The organism is Serratia sp. G204Y, from assembly GCF_051172435.1.
GTDB lineage: Bacteria > Pseudomonadota > Gammaproteobacteria > Enterobacterales > Enterobacteriaceae > Serratia > Serratia sarumanii.
In genome coordinates, this window is the sequence record NZ_JBPIZA010000001.1 from 691,661 (window position 1) to 707,655 (window position 15,995).

The window sequence follows — 15,995 nt, forward strand, 5'->3', positions numbered from 1 at the left end:
GCGATTTGGCTTATCAGGCCGCAGAGCCAGATTAAGGCCGGGGCGCGCTTTGCCTGCCGGCCGGCGATCGGCTCAATGGGGAAAGACGTGATAGCCAATTCGTCAGGCAGCGGGAGAATGCGTACGCGTTGCGCGTTTGCCGGCGGCGGCGCATCAGGGCAAGCCGAGCAGGGCGCTGGCGGCGAGGGTGGAAGCGGTGCGCACTGTCGTGCAGGTGACGCTGACGGTAGAGGACGGTAGAGGAGGATGTGCGATTCGGCGACGGTGCCGTGCATTAAAAGCAGGGCGTGGTGTACCACGCCCTGTTACCGGTTACTCGTCGGCGACGCGGATCACCAACTTGCCGAAGTTCTTGCCCTGCAGCAGACCGATAAACGCCTGCGGCGCCTGCTCCAGCCCGTCGACGATGTCCTCGCGGAACTTGATTTTTCCCTGTTCGACCCAACTGCTCATTTGTTGCAAGAACTCGTCAAAGCGTGAGCCGTAGTCGTCGAAGATGATAAAGCCCTGCATACGGATGCGTTTGCGCAGGATCAGCCCCTCCAGCAGCGGCAAGCGGTCCGGCCCCGCAGGCAACCCGGTGGCATTGTAATGGGCGATGATGCCGCACACCGGAATGCGCGCTTTGGTGTTCAACAGCGGCAGTACGGCGTCGAACACCGCCCCGCCGACGTTTTCGTAATAGATGTCGATGCCTTTAGGGCAGGCGGCCGCCAGCTGTTCGGCAAAGTCAGGGGCGCGGTGATCGATGCAGGCGTCGAAACCCAACTCTTCCACCACATAGCGGCATTTTTCCGCCCCGCCGGCGACGCCGACGACGCGGCAGCCTTTCAGCTTACCGATTTGGCCGACCACCGAACCGACCGCCCCGCTGGCGGCGGCAACCACCAGCGTTTCTCCCGCCTGCGGTTGGCCGATGTCGAGCAGCCCCATGTAAGCGGTAAATCCCGGCATGCCCAGCACGCCCAGCAGGCGGGAAGGATGCGGCAGGTGCGGGCCGAGGTTGCGCAGGCCGCTGCCGTCAGACAGGGCGTAATCCTGCCAGCCGTCATAACCCAACACCCAATCGCCGACGTTGAAATCGGGATGCTGTGAAGCCGCTACGCGCGATACCGTGCCGCCCACCATCACCTGACCGATCTCCACCGGCGGCGCGTAGGAGGGGGCATCGCTCATGCGCCCGCGCATATAAGGATCCAGCGACAGATAAACGGTGCGCAGCACCAGCTGTCCGGCGCCGGGCTGCGGTGCGGGGACGGTATCGAGACGGAAGTTGGCCGCCGTCGGTTCACCGTGCGGACGCGAGGCCAGCAGGAAGCGGCGGTTCTGTTGAGAAGAAGGGGACATCGAAAGCTCCTTTGCGTTGCGACAAACAAGATGCGTTAAGCCTAGTCCAGGGGCGGCAAGGCAACGTTACCGAATGTGCTTAGCCTTAGAGCGGAACGATCAGCACGTCGATATGGCTGATATTGATAAAGCGGGCGGCGGAACAGGAGACCTTATTCATCATGCCGTCGCGATGATTGCCGCAGATCAGCAGGTCGAACGGCTGACGGCGGCTGGCGTATTCCAGGCTGTCACCCAGCTCGCCGTGCACGATCAGCGCATCGGCGATCGGGTAACCGGCGCGTTGACGCAGTTCCTCCATAAACAGCCGGGTTTCCTCCTCCATCAACGAGCGCAAATCCCCCAGCATCGGCCCGGCGAAATTATTGTACATTTCCGGGTTGGCGAGGGTGCTTAACAAGGTGATGCTGCCGCCGTAAGGGCGGACGATGGAGACGGCTTTTTCCACCAGGCGGTGGCTGTCAGGGGCAACGGCGACGGTGACCAGAACGTTTTGATACCCCATATCCCACTCCTTGTTGTATCCATCGCATTTTAGGCTGCCGCATCGGCGGCCTTGGCGGAGGTACTGCGTTGGATAAAGGGTAGAGCCTGGCGGGGGGAATAAATGTGTTTCGCATCACGCGCGGCAATAAAAGCCGAATTTACCCCGGTTATATAGCAATAAAAGATAAAACCGTTGCCGCACGTAATTTCACTGAATTAAAGCACCTGCGCCCACAGCGTTTTCGGCACCTTGCCCAGATCGAACAATTTACCGGCAACCAGCTCGGCGCGACGGTGGTCGGCGGCGCGGTACATGTTGCTCATTTCTTTATCATTTTCAATGGAGTAGTTCAGTTTGTCGTACACCTTCTCCAGGCTGTCCAAAGAGGAGCATTTACGGAATGTCAGCAGATATTCGAGCGTATCGGTCATGATTAAAATATAGCCTGTTAATAGTTAAAGCCGGGTGAATAACACATCGGCGGCTCACGGCGACGCCGTCGAGGCAGCGATGTACGACCTGACAAAAATCATTTCAAGTAGATAAATTGCACCGGGTAATGATGTCACGCCGCACGTAGCGGCGCTTTGATAAATCATAATATGCCAGTGCGCCGTCAGCAATCTCATCCTGCTGATAAACGGATAAATAGGGAAAGTCTCAGGGCGGTTGACGGCCGACGCGTCGTCGTTCTTGCCGTGCACAAGCTCGCGGCGCCGCGCCAGGCCATCTTTTGCGGTGATTTTTTCACCGTCCGTGGTGCCGCTGCGGCATTGGGCGGTGTTTGTCGTCGTCACTTGCGCTGAAAAGCCGTTTTTCTCGATGGGGAAATATGAAGAGTAAAACAAAACTGCGTTTTATTTTATGACAATGACGTGATGAAAACGTAAGCCATGTAAATAATCTCTGGGGGAGAGAGAATTATCACGGCGACAGAAAAAGAAATAAAGGCATTAAAGTTTTATGGATTGCTGCCGATATATCGTTTTGGGGAACTCTAATGTAGAAAAAGCATTCTTGCATTGCGCTAATACGGAAACATATCGTTACGTCTGTTCGCTTGTTCACTACGCCAGCGAATCATTGATAAGCCATAATCACCTGATGTGGAAAATTAGAACAGCTTCAGGCTGAGGGCTTAAGTCAAATCCGATAGCCAATAGCCTTATAGTTTACACGTGTTATTTTTCAGCTTGGATATTTTTTAGTAACTCAAATGGTTATTTATACTGAGTTTGTTGCCTATATACAGATTTTTGTTCTGTTATTTTGGTTTGGTGATGCTTTTGTTCGAATTGATCTAAAAAAGATAATTTTTTGGCGGATAAACATTGTTTTTAAGACGTTTTTTTACCTGTGGCTGTTTTGTGAACAAAATGGCGGTCAATAAGTGAGCGTATTTGGGTGTATTTGGCTTAATTATTTTTTATTTTTGTGATCTATGTCACATTGTATTTAAAATTGCCTCTCACTTACATTGTGTGTGCTAATGGTTCGGGGGTAGAGTTGCGCTGCTTTAGGAATAATCTTATTAAATTTGTAAAAATAGTTTCATGGTGACTAAACACTATCGAAGCAGAATGCTGTACATCCATACACGTTGGTTTACGCTCGTAGCAAATACTGAACAGTGGTCAAATTTAGCGATTGTTGAAAATTATAGCAGTCGTTTTTGAGAGATTAATTTGCCAGCTTTGGGAAACAACCCAGGTCACGGGCGATAAAATTTATCACCCAGCGTATGTTTTTAAACATAGTCTGTCGGGATGGGGAATATGGGTACGTCTGAATTACTTAAGCATATTTATGACATCAATCTGTCATATTTACTTTTAGCACAGCGTTTGATCAACGATGAAAAAGCGTCCGCGATGTTCCGTCTTGGTATTGATGAAGCCATGGCCGATGCGCTGGCGCAGCTGACTTTGCCGCAAATGGTGAAACTGGCCGAGACCAACCAGCTGGTTTGCCACTTCCGCTTTAACGAAAGCCAGACCATCGAACGCCTGACCAAAGAGTCGCGCGTCGACGATCTGCAACAAATCCATACCGGCATTTTGCTATCAAGCCATTTACTGCAAGAGCTATCGAGTAAAGACGCTAGCCCGACGAAGAAAAGAGCCTGATGATGGTTGAGAAAAGTATCGTTCAAGAAGCCAAGGACATTCAGCTCGCCATGGAGCTGATTTCGCTGGGAGCCCGATTGCAGATGCTGGAGAGCGAAACCCAGCTCAGCCGCGGGCGCTTGATTAAACTTTACAAGGAGTTACGCGGCAGCCCGCCGCCAAAAGGAATGTTACCGTTCTCAACCGACTGGTTTATGACCTGGGAACAAAATATTCACTCGTCGATGTTTTACAACGCCTACCTGTTTCTGATGAAAAGCGGGCAGTGCAGCGGAGTGGAGGCGGTGATCAAAGCCTATCGCCTCTACCTGGAGCAGTGTCCTCAGCAGGCCGGCGAGGCGCCGTTGCTGGCGCTGACCCGTGCCTGGACGCTGGTGCGTTTCGTCGACAGCGGCATGCTGCAGCTCTCTGCCTGCAGCTGCTGCGGCGGCGCATTTATTACCCACGCGCACCAGCCGCTGAACGGTTTCATCTGCAGTTTATGCCAACCCCCATCCCGCGCCGTAAAAAGACGTAAACTTTCGCCGCAACTGGCCGATATTATTCCTCAACTGCTGGACGAGCAGGTCAAACGCGCCATTTGAGCCGCCACATTGCCGGCTCTCGGCAATGAATACCGACGTGTGATACGCAGGGGCGGCATGCCGCCCCCAGACACGCAGCCTGGTCTGTGCGCCAGGGCGCGTTTGCCCCACCTTCCATCCACATTGTTAATTTAAGGAATGCGTGTGCTAGTTATTTTGGGTTATCTGGTGGTATTGGGTGCGGTGTTTGGCGGCTACCTGATCGTGGGCGGTCACCTCGGTGCGTTGTATCAGCCGGCGGAATTTCTGATTATCGGCGGGGCGGGGGTCGGCGCTTTCATCGTCGGCAACAACGGCAAGGCAATCAAAGCCACGCTGCGCGCGCTGCCGCGGCTGATGCGCCGTTCCAAATACAACAAAGATCTGTACATGGATCTGATGGCGCTGCTGTTCCGCCTGCTGGCCAAATCGCGCCAGCAGGGCATGCTGTCGCTCGAGTTCGATATCGATAATCCGCAAGAAAGTGAAATTTTTTCTAATTATCCGCGCATCCTTGCCGATAACACCCTGGTGGAGTTCATTACCGACTATTTACGGCTGATGGTGAGCGGCAATATGAATGCGTTCGAGATCGAAGCGCTGATGGACGAAGAGATCGAAACCTACGAGCAGGAAAGTGAAGTGCCCGCCGGCAGCCTGGCGATGGTGGGCGACTCCTTGCCTGCGTTCGGTATCGTCGCGGCGGTGATGGGGGTGGTGCACGCCCTGGCTTCGGCCGATCGGCCGGCCGCGGAACTGGGCGCGCTGATCGCCAACGCCATGGTCGGTACTTTCCTCGGCATTCTGCTGGCCTACGGCTTCATCTCGCCGCTGGCCACATTGCTGCGCCAGAAGAGCGCCGAAAACGTCAAGATGATGCAGTGCATCAAGGTCACGCTGCTGTCGAGCCTGAACGGCTACGCGCCGCAGATCGCCGTCGAGTTTGGCCGCAAAACGCTGTATACCACCGAACGTCCTTCTTTCGTTGAGCTGGAAGAACACGTGCGCCGCGTGAAAGCGCCGGCGCAGCAGGCGACGGAAGAAGAAGAAGCATGAAACAGAATCATCCGGTCGTTCTGGTCAGAAAGCGCAAGTCACATCATGCCGCCCATCACGGCGGCTCCTGGAAGATCGCCTATGCCGACTTTATGACGGCGATGATGGCGTTCTTCCTGGTGATGTGGCTGCTGGCGATCGCCAGCCCGCAGGAGCTGACGCAAATCGCCGAATATTTCCGCACGCCGCTCAAGGTGGCCCTGACCAGCGGCGACAAGAGCAGCTCCGAAAGCAGCCCGATCCCGGGCGGCGGCGACGATCCTACGCAGCAGCACGGCCTGGTGAGAAAGCAGGTCGATTCGCCGGATAAGCGCGCCGAAGAGCTGCGCCTGAACAAGCTGCGCGAAAAGCTGGATGAGTTGATTGAGTCCGATCCGCGCCTGAAGGCGCTGCGCCCGCATCTGCTAATCAACATGATGGACGAAGGGCTGCGCATCCAGATTATCGATAGCCAAAACCGGCCGATGTTCAAAACCGGCAGCGCGCAGGTCGAGAGCTACATGCGCGATATTCTGCGGGCGATAGCGCCGATCCTCAACGATTTGCCGAACAAGATCAGCCTGTCCGGCCACACCGATGATATCCCTTACGCCAGCGGCGAGCGCGGCTACAGCAACTGGGAGCTGTCGGCCGATCGCGCCAACGCCTCCCGACGCGAGCTGATCGCCGGCGGTCTGGCGGAAGGCAAGGTGCTGCGGGTGGTGGGCATGGCGGCCACCATGAGCCTGAAACAGCACGGCGCCGATGACGCGATTAACCGTCGCATCACCGTGCTGGTGCTGAATAAGCAAACGCAAGAAGGCATCGAACATGAAAATGCCGAAAGCAACGCGATGGATATCGCCCAGCCGGACAGCCTGAAACAGCTGGCGCCGTCGGCGACTGCGCCGGCCAGCCAAACGCCGGAGCCCTCGGCGGCAGCCCTGGAGCCGGCGGCGTCAACGCCAGCGCCGAGCGTCCCAGCGCAGGTATCCCCGGCGATAGCCCCGGCCGATCAGGCGCCGGAACAACCGGCGGCCGCACCCGCACCGACTAACCGCGACTCACAGCCAGAGGTGACCCCGTGAGCATGGACATTAGCGATTTTTATCAGACCTTCTTTGATGAGGCGGACGAGTTGCTGGCCGACATGGAGCAACATCTGCTGGAGCTGGATCCGCTGGCCCCCGATATCGAGCCGTTGAACGCCATCTTCCGCGCGGCGCACTCGATCAAGGGCGGCGCGGCGACCTTTGGCTTTTCGGTGCTGCAGGAAACCACCCACCTGCTGGAGAACCTGCTGGACGGTGCAAGACGCCAGGAAATGAGCCTGAGCACCGAGATTATCAACCTGTTTCTGGAAACCAAAGACATTATGCAGGAGCAACTGGACGCCTATAAAACCTCGCAACAGCCTGACGCCGAAAGCTTTGAATACATTTGCCAGGCGCTGCGCCAGCTGGCGTTGGAAGCGCAACAGCAGCAGGCGGCGCCTGCGGCTCAACCGGCCGTTCAGCAGCCTGTCGTGAAGCCGGCGGCCGCGCCGGCGGCGATCGAAGGCGGCATGCGCATCAGCCTGAACGGGCTGAAAGCCAGTGAAATCCCCTTGATGTTGGAAGAGCTGGGCAACCTCGGTGAGGTTAAAGACCCTCATCAGACGGAACACAGTCTGGACGTGACGTTGCTCACCTCCGCCAGCGAAGACGACATCAGCGCCGTGCTGTGCTTCGTGCTGGAGCCGGAACAAATCAGCTTCTCGACGCCGACGCAGAGCGAACCGGCCGTTGCAGAAGCGAGCTTACCGGCAGCGGTCGCCGCGCCGGAACCTGCACCTGTGCCGGTCGCGAACGCCGCGCCGCCTGCCGCCAAACCGGCCGCCGCTCCGGCGGAAGCGCCGAAAGCGCGCGCCAAGGCGAGCGAGTCCACCAGCATTCGCGTGGCGGTGGAAAAGGTGGATCAGCTGATCAACCTGGTGGGCGAGCTGGTGATCACCCAGTCGATGCTGGCGCAGCGCTCCGGCACGCTCGATCCGGTCAACCACGGCGATCTGCTGAACAGCATGAGCCAGCTGGAGCGTAACGCGCGCGATCTGCAGGAGTCGGTGATGTCGATCCGCATGATGCCGATGGAATACGTCTTCAGCCGCTACCCGCGCCTGGTGCGCGATCTGGCCGGCAAGCTGAACAAGCAGGTGGAGCTGACGCTGCAGGGCAGTTCCACCGAACTGGACAAGAGCCTGATCGAACGCATCATCGATCCGTTGACGCACCTGGTGCGCAACAGCCTCGATCACGGTATCGAAGAACCGGCCACCCGCGTCGCCGCCGGCAAATCGGCGGTGGGCAATCTGGTGCTGTCGGCCGAACATCAGGGCGGCAACATCTGTATTGAGGTTATCGACGACGGCGCCGGCCTGAACCGCGAAAAAATTCTCGCCAAGGCCGCGTCGCAAGGGCTGGCGGTGAGCGACAGCATGAGCGACGAAGAAGTCGGCATGCTGATCTTCGCGCCGGGCTTCTCCACTGCCGAGCAGGTGACCGACGTTTCCGGCCGCGGCGTCGGCATGGACGTGGTGAAACGGAATATTCAGGAGATGGGCGGCCACGTCGAGATCCGTTCGCAGGCCGGCAAAGGCACCACCATCCGCATCCTGCTGCCGCTGACGCTGGCGATCCTCGACGGTATGTCGGTCAAGGTGAACGACGAAGTCTTTATCCTGCCGCTGAACGCGGTGATGGAATCGCTGCAGCCGCAGGCGGAAGACTTGCACCCGCTGGCCGGGGGCGAACGCGTGCTGCAGGTGCGCGGCGAATATCTGCCGCTGGTGGAGCTGTATCGGGTATTTGAAGTGGACGGCGCCAAAACCGACGCCACGCAGGGCATCGTCGTTATCCTGCAAAGCGCCGGCCGCCGCTATGCGTTGCTGGTGGATCAACTGATCGGCCAGCATCAGGTGGTGGTGAAGAATCTGGAAAGCAACTACCGCAAAGTGCCGGGCATCTCCGCCGCGACCATTTTGGGCGACGGCAGCGTGGCCTTGATCGTCGATGTCTCGGCGTTGCAAACCTTGAACCGTGAAAAGCGTCTGACGGACGCCGCCGCATAATAATGAGTTTATTGATTTAAAAGGTGAATGATATGGCAGGATTGGCAGCCGTCAGCAAATTGGCTGGCGAAACGGTAGGGCAAGAGTTTCTGATTTTCACCCTGGGCAATGAGGAGTACGGCATCGATATCCTCAAGGTGCAGGAAATTCGCGGCTACGATCAGGTGACCCGCATCGCCAACACGCCGGCGTTCATCAAGGGCGTCACCAACCTGCGCGGCGTGATTGTCCCGATCATCGATCTGCGGGTGAAATTCTCGCAGCAAAGCGTGTCTTACGATGAAAACACCGTGGTGATCGTGCTGAACTTTGGCCAGCGCGTGGTGGGCATCGTGGTCGACGGCGTTTCCGACGTGCTGTCGCTGATCGCCGAGCAGATCCGCCCGGCGCCGGAGTTCGCGGTGACGCTGGCGACCGAATACCTCACCGGTCTCGGTTCGCTGGGCGAGCGCATGTTGATCTTGGTGGATATCGAAAAGCTGCTGAGCAGCGAAGAGATGTCGCTGGTCGACAGCGTGGCGAAAAGCGTCTGATTCATGACGCCAGGGGGCAGGGCGCTGCCCCCTTCATCCATCACTCTTCCTGACCTGTCGCGGCGCCGCAGACCGCGCCCGGAACCCCCACTAAAAATAGTTACTTTCCCGCATAAAGTTTTGCCGCACGGCGCCGATAACTCTCACATTCAACGTCATCAGAGCCTGTCTGCGCGGGCTTCAACAAGGGAAATCATGTTAAATCGTATGAAGGTGGTCACCAGCCTGTTGCTGGTGTTGGTGCTGTTTGGCGCCTTGCAGTTGATTTCGGGCGGACTCTTTTTCTCCTCGCTCAAGAATGATAAAGAGAACTTTGCCGTACTGCAGACGATTCGTCAGCAGCAGTCTGAATTGAACGAAAGCTGGGTCAACCTGCTGCAGACTCGTAATACCCTGAACCGAGCGGGTATTCGTTACATGATGGATACCAACAAAATCGGCAGCGGTGCCACCGTTACCGATCTGTTGACTTCGGCGAAGAGCATGCTGACGGTCGCGGAACAGCATTACGCCGCCTATGAAAAAATTCCTCTCGATCCGCGTCAGGACGTGCAGTCCGCGGAAAAACTCAAGCAACAGTATGACATCTTGCACGGTGCTTTGACCGAACTGATTCAGCTGTTGGGCGAAGGCAAAATCAATGCCTTCTTCGATCAACCGACACAAAGCTATCAGGACGGCTTCGAGCAGATCTACAACACCTACCTGGCACAAAACGACAAGCTGTACCAAGGCGCGGTAGAAGACAGCAACAAGTCGTTCTCCTCGGCCATTTGGACGCTGGTGATCGTGTTGCTGGTCGTGTTGGCCGTGATCGTGCTCGTTTGGACCGGCATCCATCATATCCTGGTGCGCCCGCTGAACCGCATGATTGACCACATCAAACAGATCGCCGCCGGCGACCTGACTCAGCAGATCGTGGTCACCAGCCGCAACGAAATGGGCGTGCTGGCGGCCAGCCTGAAACACATGCAAAGCGAACTGATCGAAACCGTCAGCGGCGTACGTCAGGGCGCGGACGCCATCTACAGCGGCGCGTCTGAAATCGCCGCAGGCAACAACGATCTCTCCTCCCGCACCGAGCAGCAGGCCGCTTCGCTGGAAGAGACCGCCGCCAGCATGGAACAGCTGACCGCGACGGTGAAACAGAACGCCGAAAATGCCCGTCAGGCTTCACAGCTGGCGCTGAGCGCCTCCGAAACCGCGCAGAAGGGCGGCAAGGTGGTGGCCAACGTGGTGCAGACCATGCACGACATCGCCGGCAGCTCGCAGAAAATCGCCGATATCACCGGCGTGATCGACGGCATCGCCTTCCAGACCAACATCCTGGCGTTGAACGCCGCGGTGGAAGCGGCGCGCGCCGGCGAGCAGGGCCGCGGCTTCGCGGTGGTGGCCGGTGAAGTGCGCAACCTGGCGCAGCGCAGCGCGCAGGCGGCCAAAGAGATCAAAGGCCTGATCGAAGACTCGGTCAGCCGCGTCGATATGGGTTCCGTGCTGGTGGAAAGCGCCGGTGAAACCATGGGCGACATCGTCAACGCCGTTACCCGCGTGACCGACATCATGGGCGAAATCGCCTCGGCGTCGGACGAACAGAGCCGCGGGATCGATCAGGTTGGCCAGGCGGTAGCGGAAATGGACCGCGTGACCCAGCAGAACGCCTCGTTGGTGGAAGAATCCGCCTCGGCGGCGGCGGCGCTGGAAGAACAGGCCAGCATGCTGACCCAGTCGGTGGCGGTATTCCGCCTGAGGGCGGAAGGCCAGGAAGAGTTTAAAGCGCCTGTCACCAGCAGGGCGACGGTAACACCGGTAATCAATCATAAGAAAATGAACGCCAGCGATCTGCAGGATAACTGGGAAACGTTCTGACCGGTATCGGGCCTCTCTCGCAGCGGCCCTTTCCCCTACGTAGGCCGGTCGCCGGCCGGCTGCAAGGAGGTTCACAGTGTTTAACCGAATCCGTATCTCTACCAGCTTGTTCCTGTTGTTGATGACCTTCTGCGTTCTGCAGCTGGCCAGCAGCGGCCTGTCGTATTCCGCGTTTCGCTCCGATAACCACAACCTCGACATCATCACCCTCGGCAGCCAGCAGCGCGATTCGCTCAGCCTGAGCTGGGTGTCGCTGTTGCAGGCGCGCAATACGCTGAACCGCGCCGGCACCCGTGCGGCGCTGAAACTGCCGCAGGAGCAGGTGAACGAATTGATGAGCAGCGCTCGCAGTTCGCTGCAGAAGGCCGATCTTTATTTCAATCAGTTCATGGCGGTTGAGCGCAGCAGTGAGCAACAGAGTCAGCAGACGGCAACCACCAAGGCCAGCTACGAGCGGCTGCGCGGCGCGCTGCGCGAGCTGATCGGCTTCCTGGAGAAAGGGGAGCTGCAGGCGTTTATGGATCAGCCGACGCAGAAAACCCAGGACCTGTTCGAAGCCGACTTCGTGCAGTACCTGCAGTTGGTCAACGGCGACATCAGCGAAGCCAGAGACGCCAACCAGTTCTCCTTCACGCTGGCGGGCCTGATGCTGGCGGGGGCGGTCTTGATGCTGATCGTGGTGACCGGCAGCGCCATGTGGTGGTTACGCACCATGCTGGTACAGCCGCTGAACCAGATCCGCAGCCACTTTGAACGCATCGCCGCCGGCGATTTGGCGACGCCGATTCAGGTGTATGGCCGCAATGAAATCAGCATGCTGTTCGCCAGCCTGCAACGCACGCAGCAGTCGCTGATCGGCACCGTCGGCGCGGTGCGCGACGGGGCGGAGTCGATTCTGATCGGCCTGCAGGAGATCGCCGAAGGCAACAACGATCTCTCTTCCCGCACCGAGCAGCAGGCCGCGTCGCTGGAAGAAACCGCCGCCAGCATGGAACAGCTGACCGCCACGGTGAAACAGAACGCCGATAATGCGCGGCAGGCTTCTCAACTGGCGCGCGATGCCTCGGCCACCGCGGCCAAGGGCGGCGAACTGGCCGGCGACGTGGTGACCACCATGCACGATATCGCCAACAGTTCGCAGAAAATCGGCGCCATCACCAGCGTGATTGACGGCATCGCCTTCCAGACCAACATTCTGGCGCTCAATGCGGCGGTGGAAGCGGCGCGCGCCGGTGAACAGGGGCGCGGTTTCGCCGTGGTCGCCGGCGAAGTGCGCAACCTGGCGAGCCGCAGCGCGCAGGCGGCGAAAGAGATCAAGGTGCTGATCGATGAATCGGTCAGCCGCGTCAAACACGGCTCGGTGCTGGTGGAAAACTCCGGCGCCACCATGCAGGACATCGTGCGTTCGGTGACCCGCGTGACCGACATCATGGGCGAGATCGCGTCGGCTTCGGATGAACAGAGCCGCGGCATCGAGCAGGTGACGCAGGCGGTGACCCAGATGGATCAGGTCACCCAGCAGAACGCCGCGCTGGTGGAAGAGTCCGCTTCTGCCGCCACCGCGCTGGAAGAGCAGGCCATTACCCTGGCTGACGCGGTCGCGGTATTCCGTCTGGCGGACGATAACTTCGTCGCGCCAGGTAACAGCAACAACGCAGTTTCACCCGTGGTAAAGGAAGCCCAAGATTGTTAAACCGCATAAGCAGCACGTGTTTCCCCGGTGAGGTGGCATGAAACAGGTGCCGTCAACTTCTAACCGGGATACTGCGTCGATGTTGACGCAAATGGTGCAGCGCCTGCCGCTGTCGGACGTGCATTTTCGCCGTATCAGCCAGTTGATTTATCAACGCGCCGGCATCGTGCTGGCGGAGCATAAGCGCGAGATGGTTTACAACCGTCTGGTGCGCCGGCTGCGGCTGTTGGGATTGCACGATTTCGGCGACTACCTGGCGCTGCTGGAAAGCGATCCGAACAGCGCGGAGTGGCAGGCGTTTATCAACGCGCTGACCACCAACCTGACGGCCTTTTTCCGCGAGGCGCATCACTTCCCGATCCTGGCGGAACACGCGCGCTCGCGGCCGAACGGCTACAGCGTCTGGAGCACCGCGGCCTCGACCGGCGAAGAGCCGTATTCGATCGCCATCACGCTGAGCGATGCATTGGGCCAGCGGGCCGGCAGTTGCCAGGTCTGGGCCAGCGACATCGATACGCAGGTGCTGGAAAAAGCGGAAGCGGGCGTTTACCGCCAGGAAGATCTGCGCACCCTGACGCCGCCCCAAATGCAGCGCTATTTCCTGCGCGGCACCGGGCCGCATCAGGGGCTGGTGCGCGTGCGGCCGGAGCTGGCGGCGCGGGTGAACTTTCAGCCGCTGAATCTGCTGGCGCCGGAGTGGGCGCTGCCGGGGCAGTTCGACGCCATTTTTTGCCGCAACGTCATGATCTATTTCGATAAGGCGACGCAGGAGCGCATCCTGCGCCGCTTCGTTCCCTTGCTTAAGCCGGGGGGGCTGATGTTTGCCGGCCACTCCGAGAATTTCAGCCAGATCAGCCGGGATTTCTACTTGCGTGGGCAGACCGTGTATGGGCTGACCAAGGAGAGGTAATGAGTAAAATCAGAGTGTTATGCGTAGACGATTCGGCATTGATGCGCCAGCTGATGACGGAAATCGTGAACGGCCACGCCGACATGGAGATGGTGGCGACCGCGCCGGATCCGCTGGTGGCGCGCGATCTGATCAAAAAATTTAATCCCCAGGTGCTGACGCTGGACGTCGAGATGCCGCGCATGGACGGGCTGGATTTCCTCGAGAAGCTGATGCGCCTGCGGCCGATGCCGGTGGTGATGGTCTCTTCGCTGACCGGCAAAGGCTCGGAAATCACGCTGCGCGCGCTGGAGCTGGGCGCGGTGGACTTCGTGACCAAACCGCAGCTCGGCATTCGCGAAGGCATGTTGGCTTACAGCGAGCTGATTGCCGAGAAGATCCGCACCGCCGCCAGGGCGCGCCTGCCGCAGCGTTCCAACAGCCCGGCGCCGGCGATCCTCAGCCACGCGCCGCTGCTGAGCAGTGAAAAACTGATCGCCATCGGCGCTTCCACCGGCGGCACCGAAGCGATCCGCCAGGTGCTGCAGCCGCTGCCTGCCACCAGTCCGGCGCTGCTGATCACCCAGCACATGCCGCCCGGTTTCACCCGTTCGTTCGCCGAGCGGCTGAACAAGCTGTGCCAGATCACGGTGAAAGAAGCGGAGGACGGCGAGCGCGTGCTGCCGGGCCATGCCTACATCGCGCCGGGGGATCGCCACCTGGAACTGGCGCGCAGCGGCGCCAACTATCAGGTGAAGCTGCATGACGGCCCGGCGGTTAACCGCCATCGTCCGTCGGTCGACGTGCTGTTCCGCTCGGTGGCGCAATATGCCGGCCGCAATGCGGTGGGCGTGATCCTCACCGGCATGGGCAACGACGGGGCGGCGGGGATGCTGGAGATGCACCGCGCCGGGGCCTATACCCTGGCGCAAAACGAGGCGAGCTGTGTGGTGTTCGGCATGCCGCGCGAGGCGATCGCCGGCGGCGGCGTCAGCGAAGTGGTCGAGCTGGACAGGATGAGCCAGCGCATGTTGGCGCAGATCGCCGGCGGCCAGGCATTGCGCATTTGATTTTAGTCCGCAGGGTCTACTCGGCGGCGATATGACCCAGGTTCGCCGCGCGGCGGCCTGCGGTTTTGCATCATTAAACGGTTAACTATTTCAGGAGTAACAATGGCAGACAAGAACCTCAGATTTCTGGTTGTGGACGACTTTTCCACCATGCGTCGCATCGTCAGAAATCTGCTCAAAGAGCTGGGCTTCAACAACGTCGAAGAAGCTGAAGACGGCGCGGATGCGCTGAACAAGCTGCGCGCCGGCGGTTTCGACTTCGTGGTGTCCGACTGGAACATGCCGAACATGGACGGGCTGGAGCTGCTGCAAACCATCCGCGCCGATAGCGCGCTGGCCGCGATGCCGGTATTGATGGTGACGGCGGAAGCCAAGAAAGAAAATATCATCGCGGCGGCGCAGGCCGGCGCCAGCGGTTATGTAGTGAAACCATTTACGGCGGCGACGCTGGAAGAAAAGCTCAACAAGATTTTTGAAAAATTGGGCATGTAAGGAGAGGGCGATGAGAGACATTCCAATGCCTGCCAGCGATGCAGCGACCGCGGGAGAGATCATTTCCCGCATCGGCCAACTGACCCGAATGCTGCGCGACAGCATGCGCGAACTGGGGCTCGATCAGGCGATCGCCCAGGCGGCAGAGGCGATCCCGGATGCGCGCGACCGTCTTGACTATGTCGTAACCATGACGGCGCAGGCGGCGGAACGGGCGTTGAACTGCGTGGAGGCGGCGCAACCGCGCCAGGCGGAGCTGGAATCCGGCGCGAACGCGTTGAAGGGGCGCTGGGACGAGTGGTTCGCCAATCCTATCGAACTGGACGACGCGCGTTCTCTGGTCAACGACACGCGCCAGTATCTGGATCAGGTGCCGAGCCATACGGCCTTCACCAACGCCCAGCTGCTGGAGATCATGATGGCGCAGGACTTCCAGGATCTGACCGGTCAGGTGATCAAGCGCATGATGGACGTGGTGCAGGAGATCGAAAAGCAGCTGCTGATGGTGCTGATGGAAAACATGCCGGAGCAGCCGGTGAAGGAAAAACGGCCAAACGACAGCCTGCTGAACGGCCCGCAGCTCGACCAGAACGGCGTCGGCGTGATCGCCAACCAGGCGCAGGTCGATGATCTGCTCGACAGCCTCGGTTTCTGAGGCTTATCGGGGCGCGCAGCGGCGCGCCCCGACAACATTCCGCGCAGTTTTCGTCTCATCCCCTAAATAACCCGCCTTTTCCCCCGTTGTTCCGTCAATGACATCGCCAATTTTTTGGCATGCTGACCGCCAT

General features: G+C 59.0%; 16 protein-coding genes. 12 read left to right on the top strand and 4 right to left on the bottom strand.

Features of this window, described 5'->3' with window-relative positions; all coding sequences use genetic code 11:
- Positions 1 to 312 precede the first annotated feature (312 nt).
- From ACSBQQ_RS03395 to ACSBQQ_RS03410, 4 genes are all read right to left on the bottom strand, one after another.
- The gene (locus ACSBQQ_RS03395; protein ID WP_047571539.1) at positions 313 to 1,347 is read right to left on the bottom strand and encodes an NADP-dependent oxidoreductase; all 1,035 of its coding nucleotides are present in this window, start codon (positions 1,345 to 1,347) and stop codon (positions 313 to 315) included.
- 85 nt (positions 1,348 to 1,432) lie between these two features.
- On the bottom strand, positions 1,433 to 1,852 hold the full coding sequence (gene uspC / locus ACSBQQ_RS03400) for a universal stress protein UspC (RefSeq protein ID WP_033635011.1): 420 nt from the start codon (positions 1,850 to 1,852) through the stop codon (positions 1,433 to 1,435).
- A 197-nt stretch (positions 1,853 to 2,049) separates the two neighbouring features.
- Positions 2,050 to 2,265: a transcription modulator YdgT gene (gene ydgT / locus ACSBQQ_RS03405; protein WP_033635010.1), complete on the bottom strand. Its 216-nt coding sequence runs from the start codon at positions 2,263 to 2,265 to the stop codon at positions 2,050 to 2,052.
- A 54-nt stretch (positions 2,266 to 2,319) separates the two neighbouring features.
- Positions 2,320 to 2,682: a hypothetical protein gene (locus ACSBQQ_RS03410; protein ID WP_049211913.1), complete on the bottom strand. Its 363-nt coding sequence runs from the start codon at positions 2,680 to 2,682 to the stop codon at positions 2,320 to 2,322.
- Between the two features lie 927 nt (positions 2,683 to 3,609).
- Between ACSBQQ_RS03410 and flhD the strand changes: the two genes are divergently transcribed.
- The 12 genes from flhD to cheZ all read left to right on the top strand — a co-directional run bounded on the left by flhD (position 3,610) and on the right by cheZ (position 15,862).
- On the top strand, positions 3,610 to 3,960 hold the full coding sequence (gene flhD / locus ACSBQQ_RS03415) for a flagellar transcriptional regulator FlhD (RefSeq protein ID WP_033647796.1): 351 nt from the start codon (positions 3,610 to 3,612) through the stop codon (positions 3,958 to 3,960).
- Positions 3,960 to 4,544 carry a flagellar transcriptional regulator FlhC gene (gene flhC / locus ACSBQQ_RS03420; RefSeq protein WP_016927281.1) on the top strand — a complete coding sequence of 195 codons (585 nt, stop codon included), beginning with the start codon at positions 3,960 to 3,962 and terminating at the stop codon, positions 4,542 to 4,544. Before flhD ends, flhC begins: the two co-directional genes overlap by 1 nt.
- Positions 4,545 to 4,688: 144 nt before the next feature.
- Positions 4,689 to 5,579, top strand: coding sequence for a flagellar motor stator protein MotA (gene motA, locus ACSBQQ_RS03425; RefSeq protein WP_015378266.1), 891 nt, complete (start codon positions 4,689 to 4,691; stop codon positions 5,577 to 5,579).
- Complete coding sequence (gene motB / locus ACSBQQ_RS03430; RefSeq protein WP_049211911.1) at positions 5,576 to 6,646, top strand: flagellar motor protein MotB; 1,071 nt, start codon at positions 5,576 to 5,578, stop codon at positions 6,644 to 6,646. The genes motA and motB overlap by 4 nt, the downstream gene beginning before the upstream one ends.
- The gene (gene cheA / locus ACSBQQ_RS03435; protein WP_060427894.1) at positions 6,643 to 8,664 is read left to right on the top strand and encodes a chemotaxis protein CheA; all 2,022 of its coding nucleotides are present in this window, start codon (positions 6,643 to 6,645) and stop codon (positions 8,662 to 8,664) included. The genes motB and cheA overlap by 4 nt, the downstream gene beginning before the upstream one ends.
- 32 nt (positions 8,665 to 8,696) lie before the next feature.
- On the top strand, positions 8,697 to 9,197 hold the full coding sequence (gene cheW / locus ACSBQQ_RS03440) for a chemotaxis protein CheW (RefSeq protein WP_060427896.1): 501 nt from the start codon (positions 8,697 to 8,699) through the stop codon (positions 9,195 to 9,197).
- A 195-nt stretch (positions 9,198 to 9,392) separates the two neighbouring features.
- A complete protein-coding gene (tsr, locus tag ACSBQQ_RS03445; protein ID WP_060427898.1) occupies positions 9,393 to 11,063 on the top strand; it encodes a methyl-accepting chemotaxis protein in 1,671 nt (556 codons plus the stop codon).
- Positions 11,064 to 11,139: 76 nt separating this feature from the next.
- Positions 11,140 to 12,756, top strand: coding sequence for a methyl-accepting chemotaxis protein (locus tag ACSBQQ_RS03450; protein ID WP_033653630.1), 1,617 nt, complete (start codon positions 11,140 to 11,142; stop codon positions 12,754 to 12,756).
- 37 nt (positions 12,757 to 12,793) lie between these two features.
- On the top strand, positions 12,794 to 13,666 hold the full coding sequence (cheR, locus tag ACSBQQ_RS03455) for a protein-glutamate O-methyltransferase CheR (protein WP_060387923.1): 873 nt from the start codon (positions 12,794 to 12,796) through the stop codon (positions 13,664 to 13,666).
- Positions 13,666 to 14,715 (top strand): protein-glutamate methylesterase/protein-glutamine glutaminase, encoded by a 1,050-nt coding sequence (locus ACSBQQ_RS03460; protein WP_033635003.1) that lies wholly within the window; start codon positions 13,666 to 13,668, stop codon positions 14,713 to 14,715. Before cheR ends, ACSBQQ_RS03460 begins: the two co-directional genes overlap by 1 nt.
- A 102-nt stretch (positions 14,716 to 14,817) precedes the next feature.
- On the top strand, positions 14,818 to 15,207 hold the full coding sequence (gene cheY, locus ACSBQQ_RS03465) for a chemotaxis response regulator CheY (RefSeq protein ID WP_004934862.1): 390 nt from the start codon (positions 14,818 to 14,820) through the stop codon (positions 15,205 to 15,207).
- A 10-nt stretch (positions 15,208 to 15,217) separates the two neighbouring features.
- The gene (cheZ, locus tag ACSBQQ_RS03470; protein ID WP_033647790.1) at positions 15,218 to 15,862 is read left to right on the top strand and encodes a protein phosphatase CheZ; all 645 of its coding nucleotides are present in this window, start codon (positions 15,218 to 15,220) and stop codon (positions 15,860 to 15,862) included.
- Positions 15,863 to 15,995 lie beyond the last annotated feature (133 nt).

Coding starts and splice junctions, on each gene's coding strand:
- uspC (WP_033635011.1), bottom strand. CDS start 1,852: ATGGGGTATCAAAACGTTCTGGTCACCGTCGCCGTTGCCCCTGACAGC.
- ACSBQQ_RS03395 (WP_047571539.1), bottom strand. CDS start 1,347: ATGTCCCCTTCTTCTCAACAGAACCGCCGCTTCCTGCTGGCCTCGCGT.
- cheY (WP_004934862.1), top strand. CDS start 14,818: ATGGCAGACAAGAACCTCAGATTTCTGGTTGTGGACGACTTTTCCACC.
- flhC (WP_016927281.1), top strand. CDS start 3,960: ATGATGGTTGAGAAAAGTATCGTTCAAGAAGCCAAGGACATTCAGCTC.
- ACSBQQ_RS03460 (WP_033635003.1), top strand. CDS start 13,666: ATGAGTAAAATCAGAGTGTTATGCGTAGACGATTCGGCATTGATGCGC.
- cheW (WP_060427896.1), top strand. CDS start 8,697: ATGGCAGGATTGGCAGCCGTCAGCAAATTGGCTGGCGAAACGGTAGGG.
- cheR (WP_060387923.1), top strand. CDS start 12,794: ATGAAACAGGTGCCGTCAACTTCTAACCGGGATACTGCGTCGATGTTG.
- flhD (WP_033647796.1), top strand. CDS start 3,610: ATGGGTACGTCTGAATTACTTAAGCATATTTATGACATCAATCTGTCA.
- tsr (WP_060427898.1), top strand. CDS start 9,393: ATGTTAAATCGTATGAAGGTGGTCACCAGCCTGTTGCTGGTGTTGGTG.
- cheZ (WP_033647790.1), top strand. CDS start 15,218: ATGAGAGACATTCCAATGCCTGCCAGCGATGCAGCGACCGCGGGAGAG.
- ydgT (WP_033635010.1), bottom strand. CDS start 2,265: ATGACCGATACGCTCGAATATCTGCTGACATTCCGTAAATGCTCCTCT.
- motB (WP_049211911.1), top strand. CDS start 5,576: ATGAAACAGAATCATCCGGTCGTTCTGGTCAGAAAGCGCAAGTCACAT.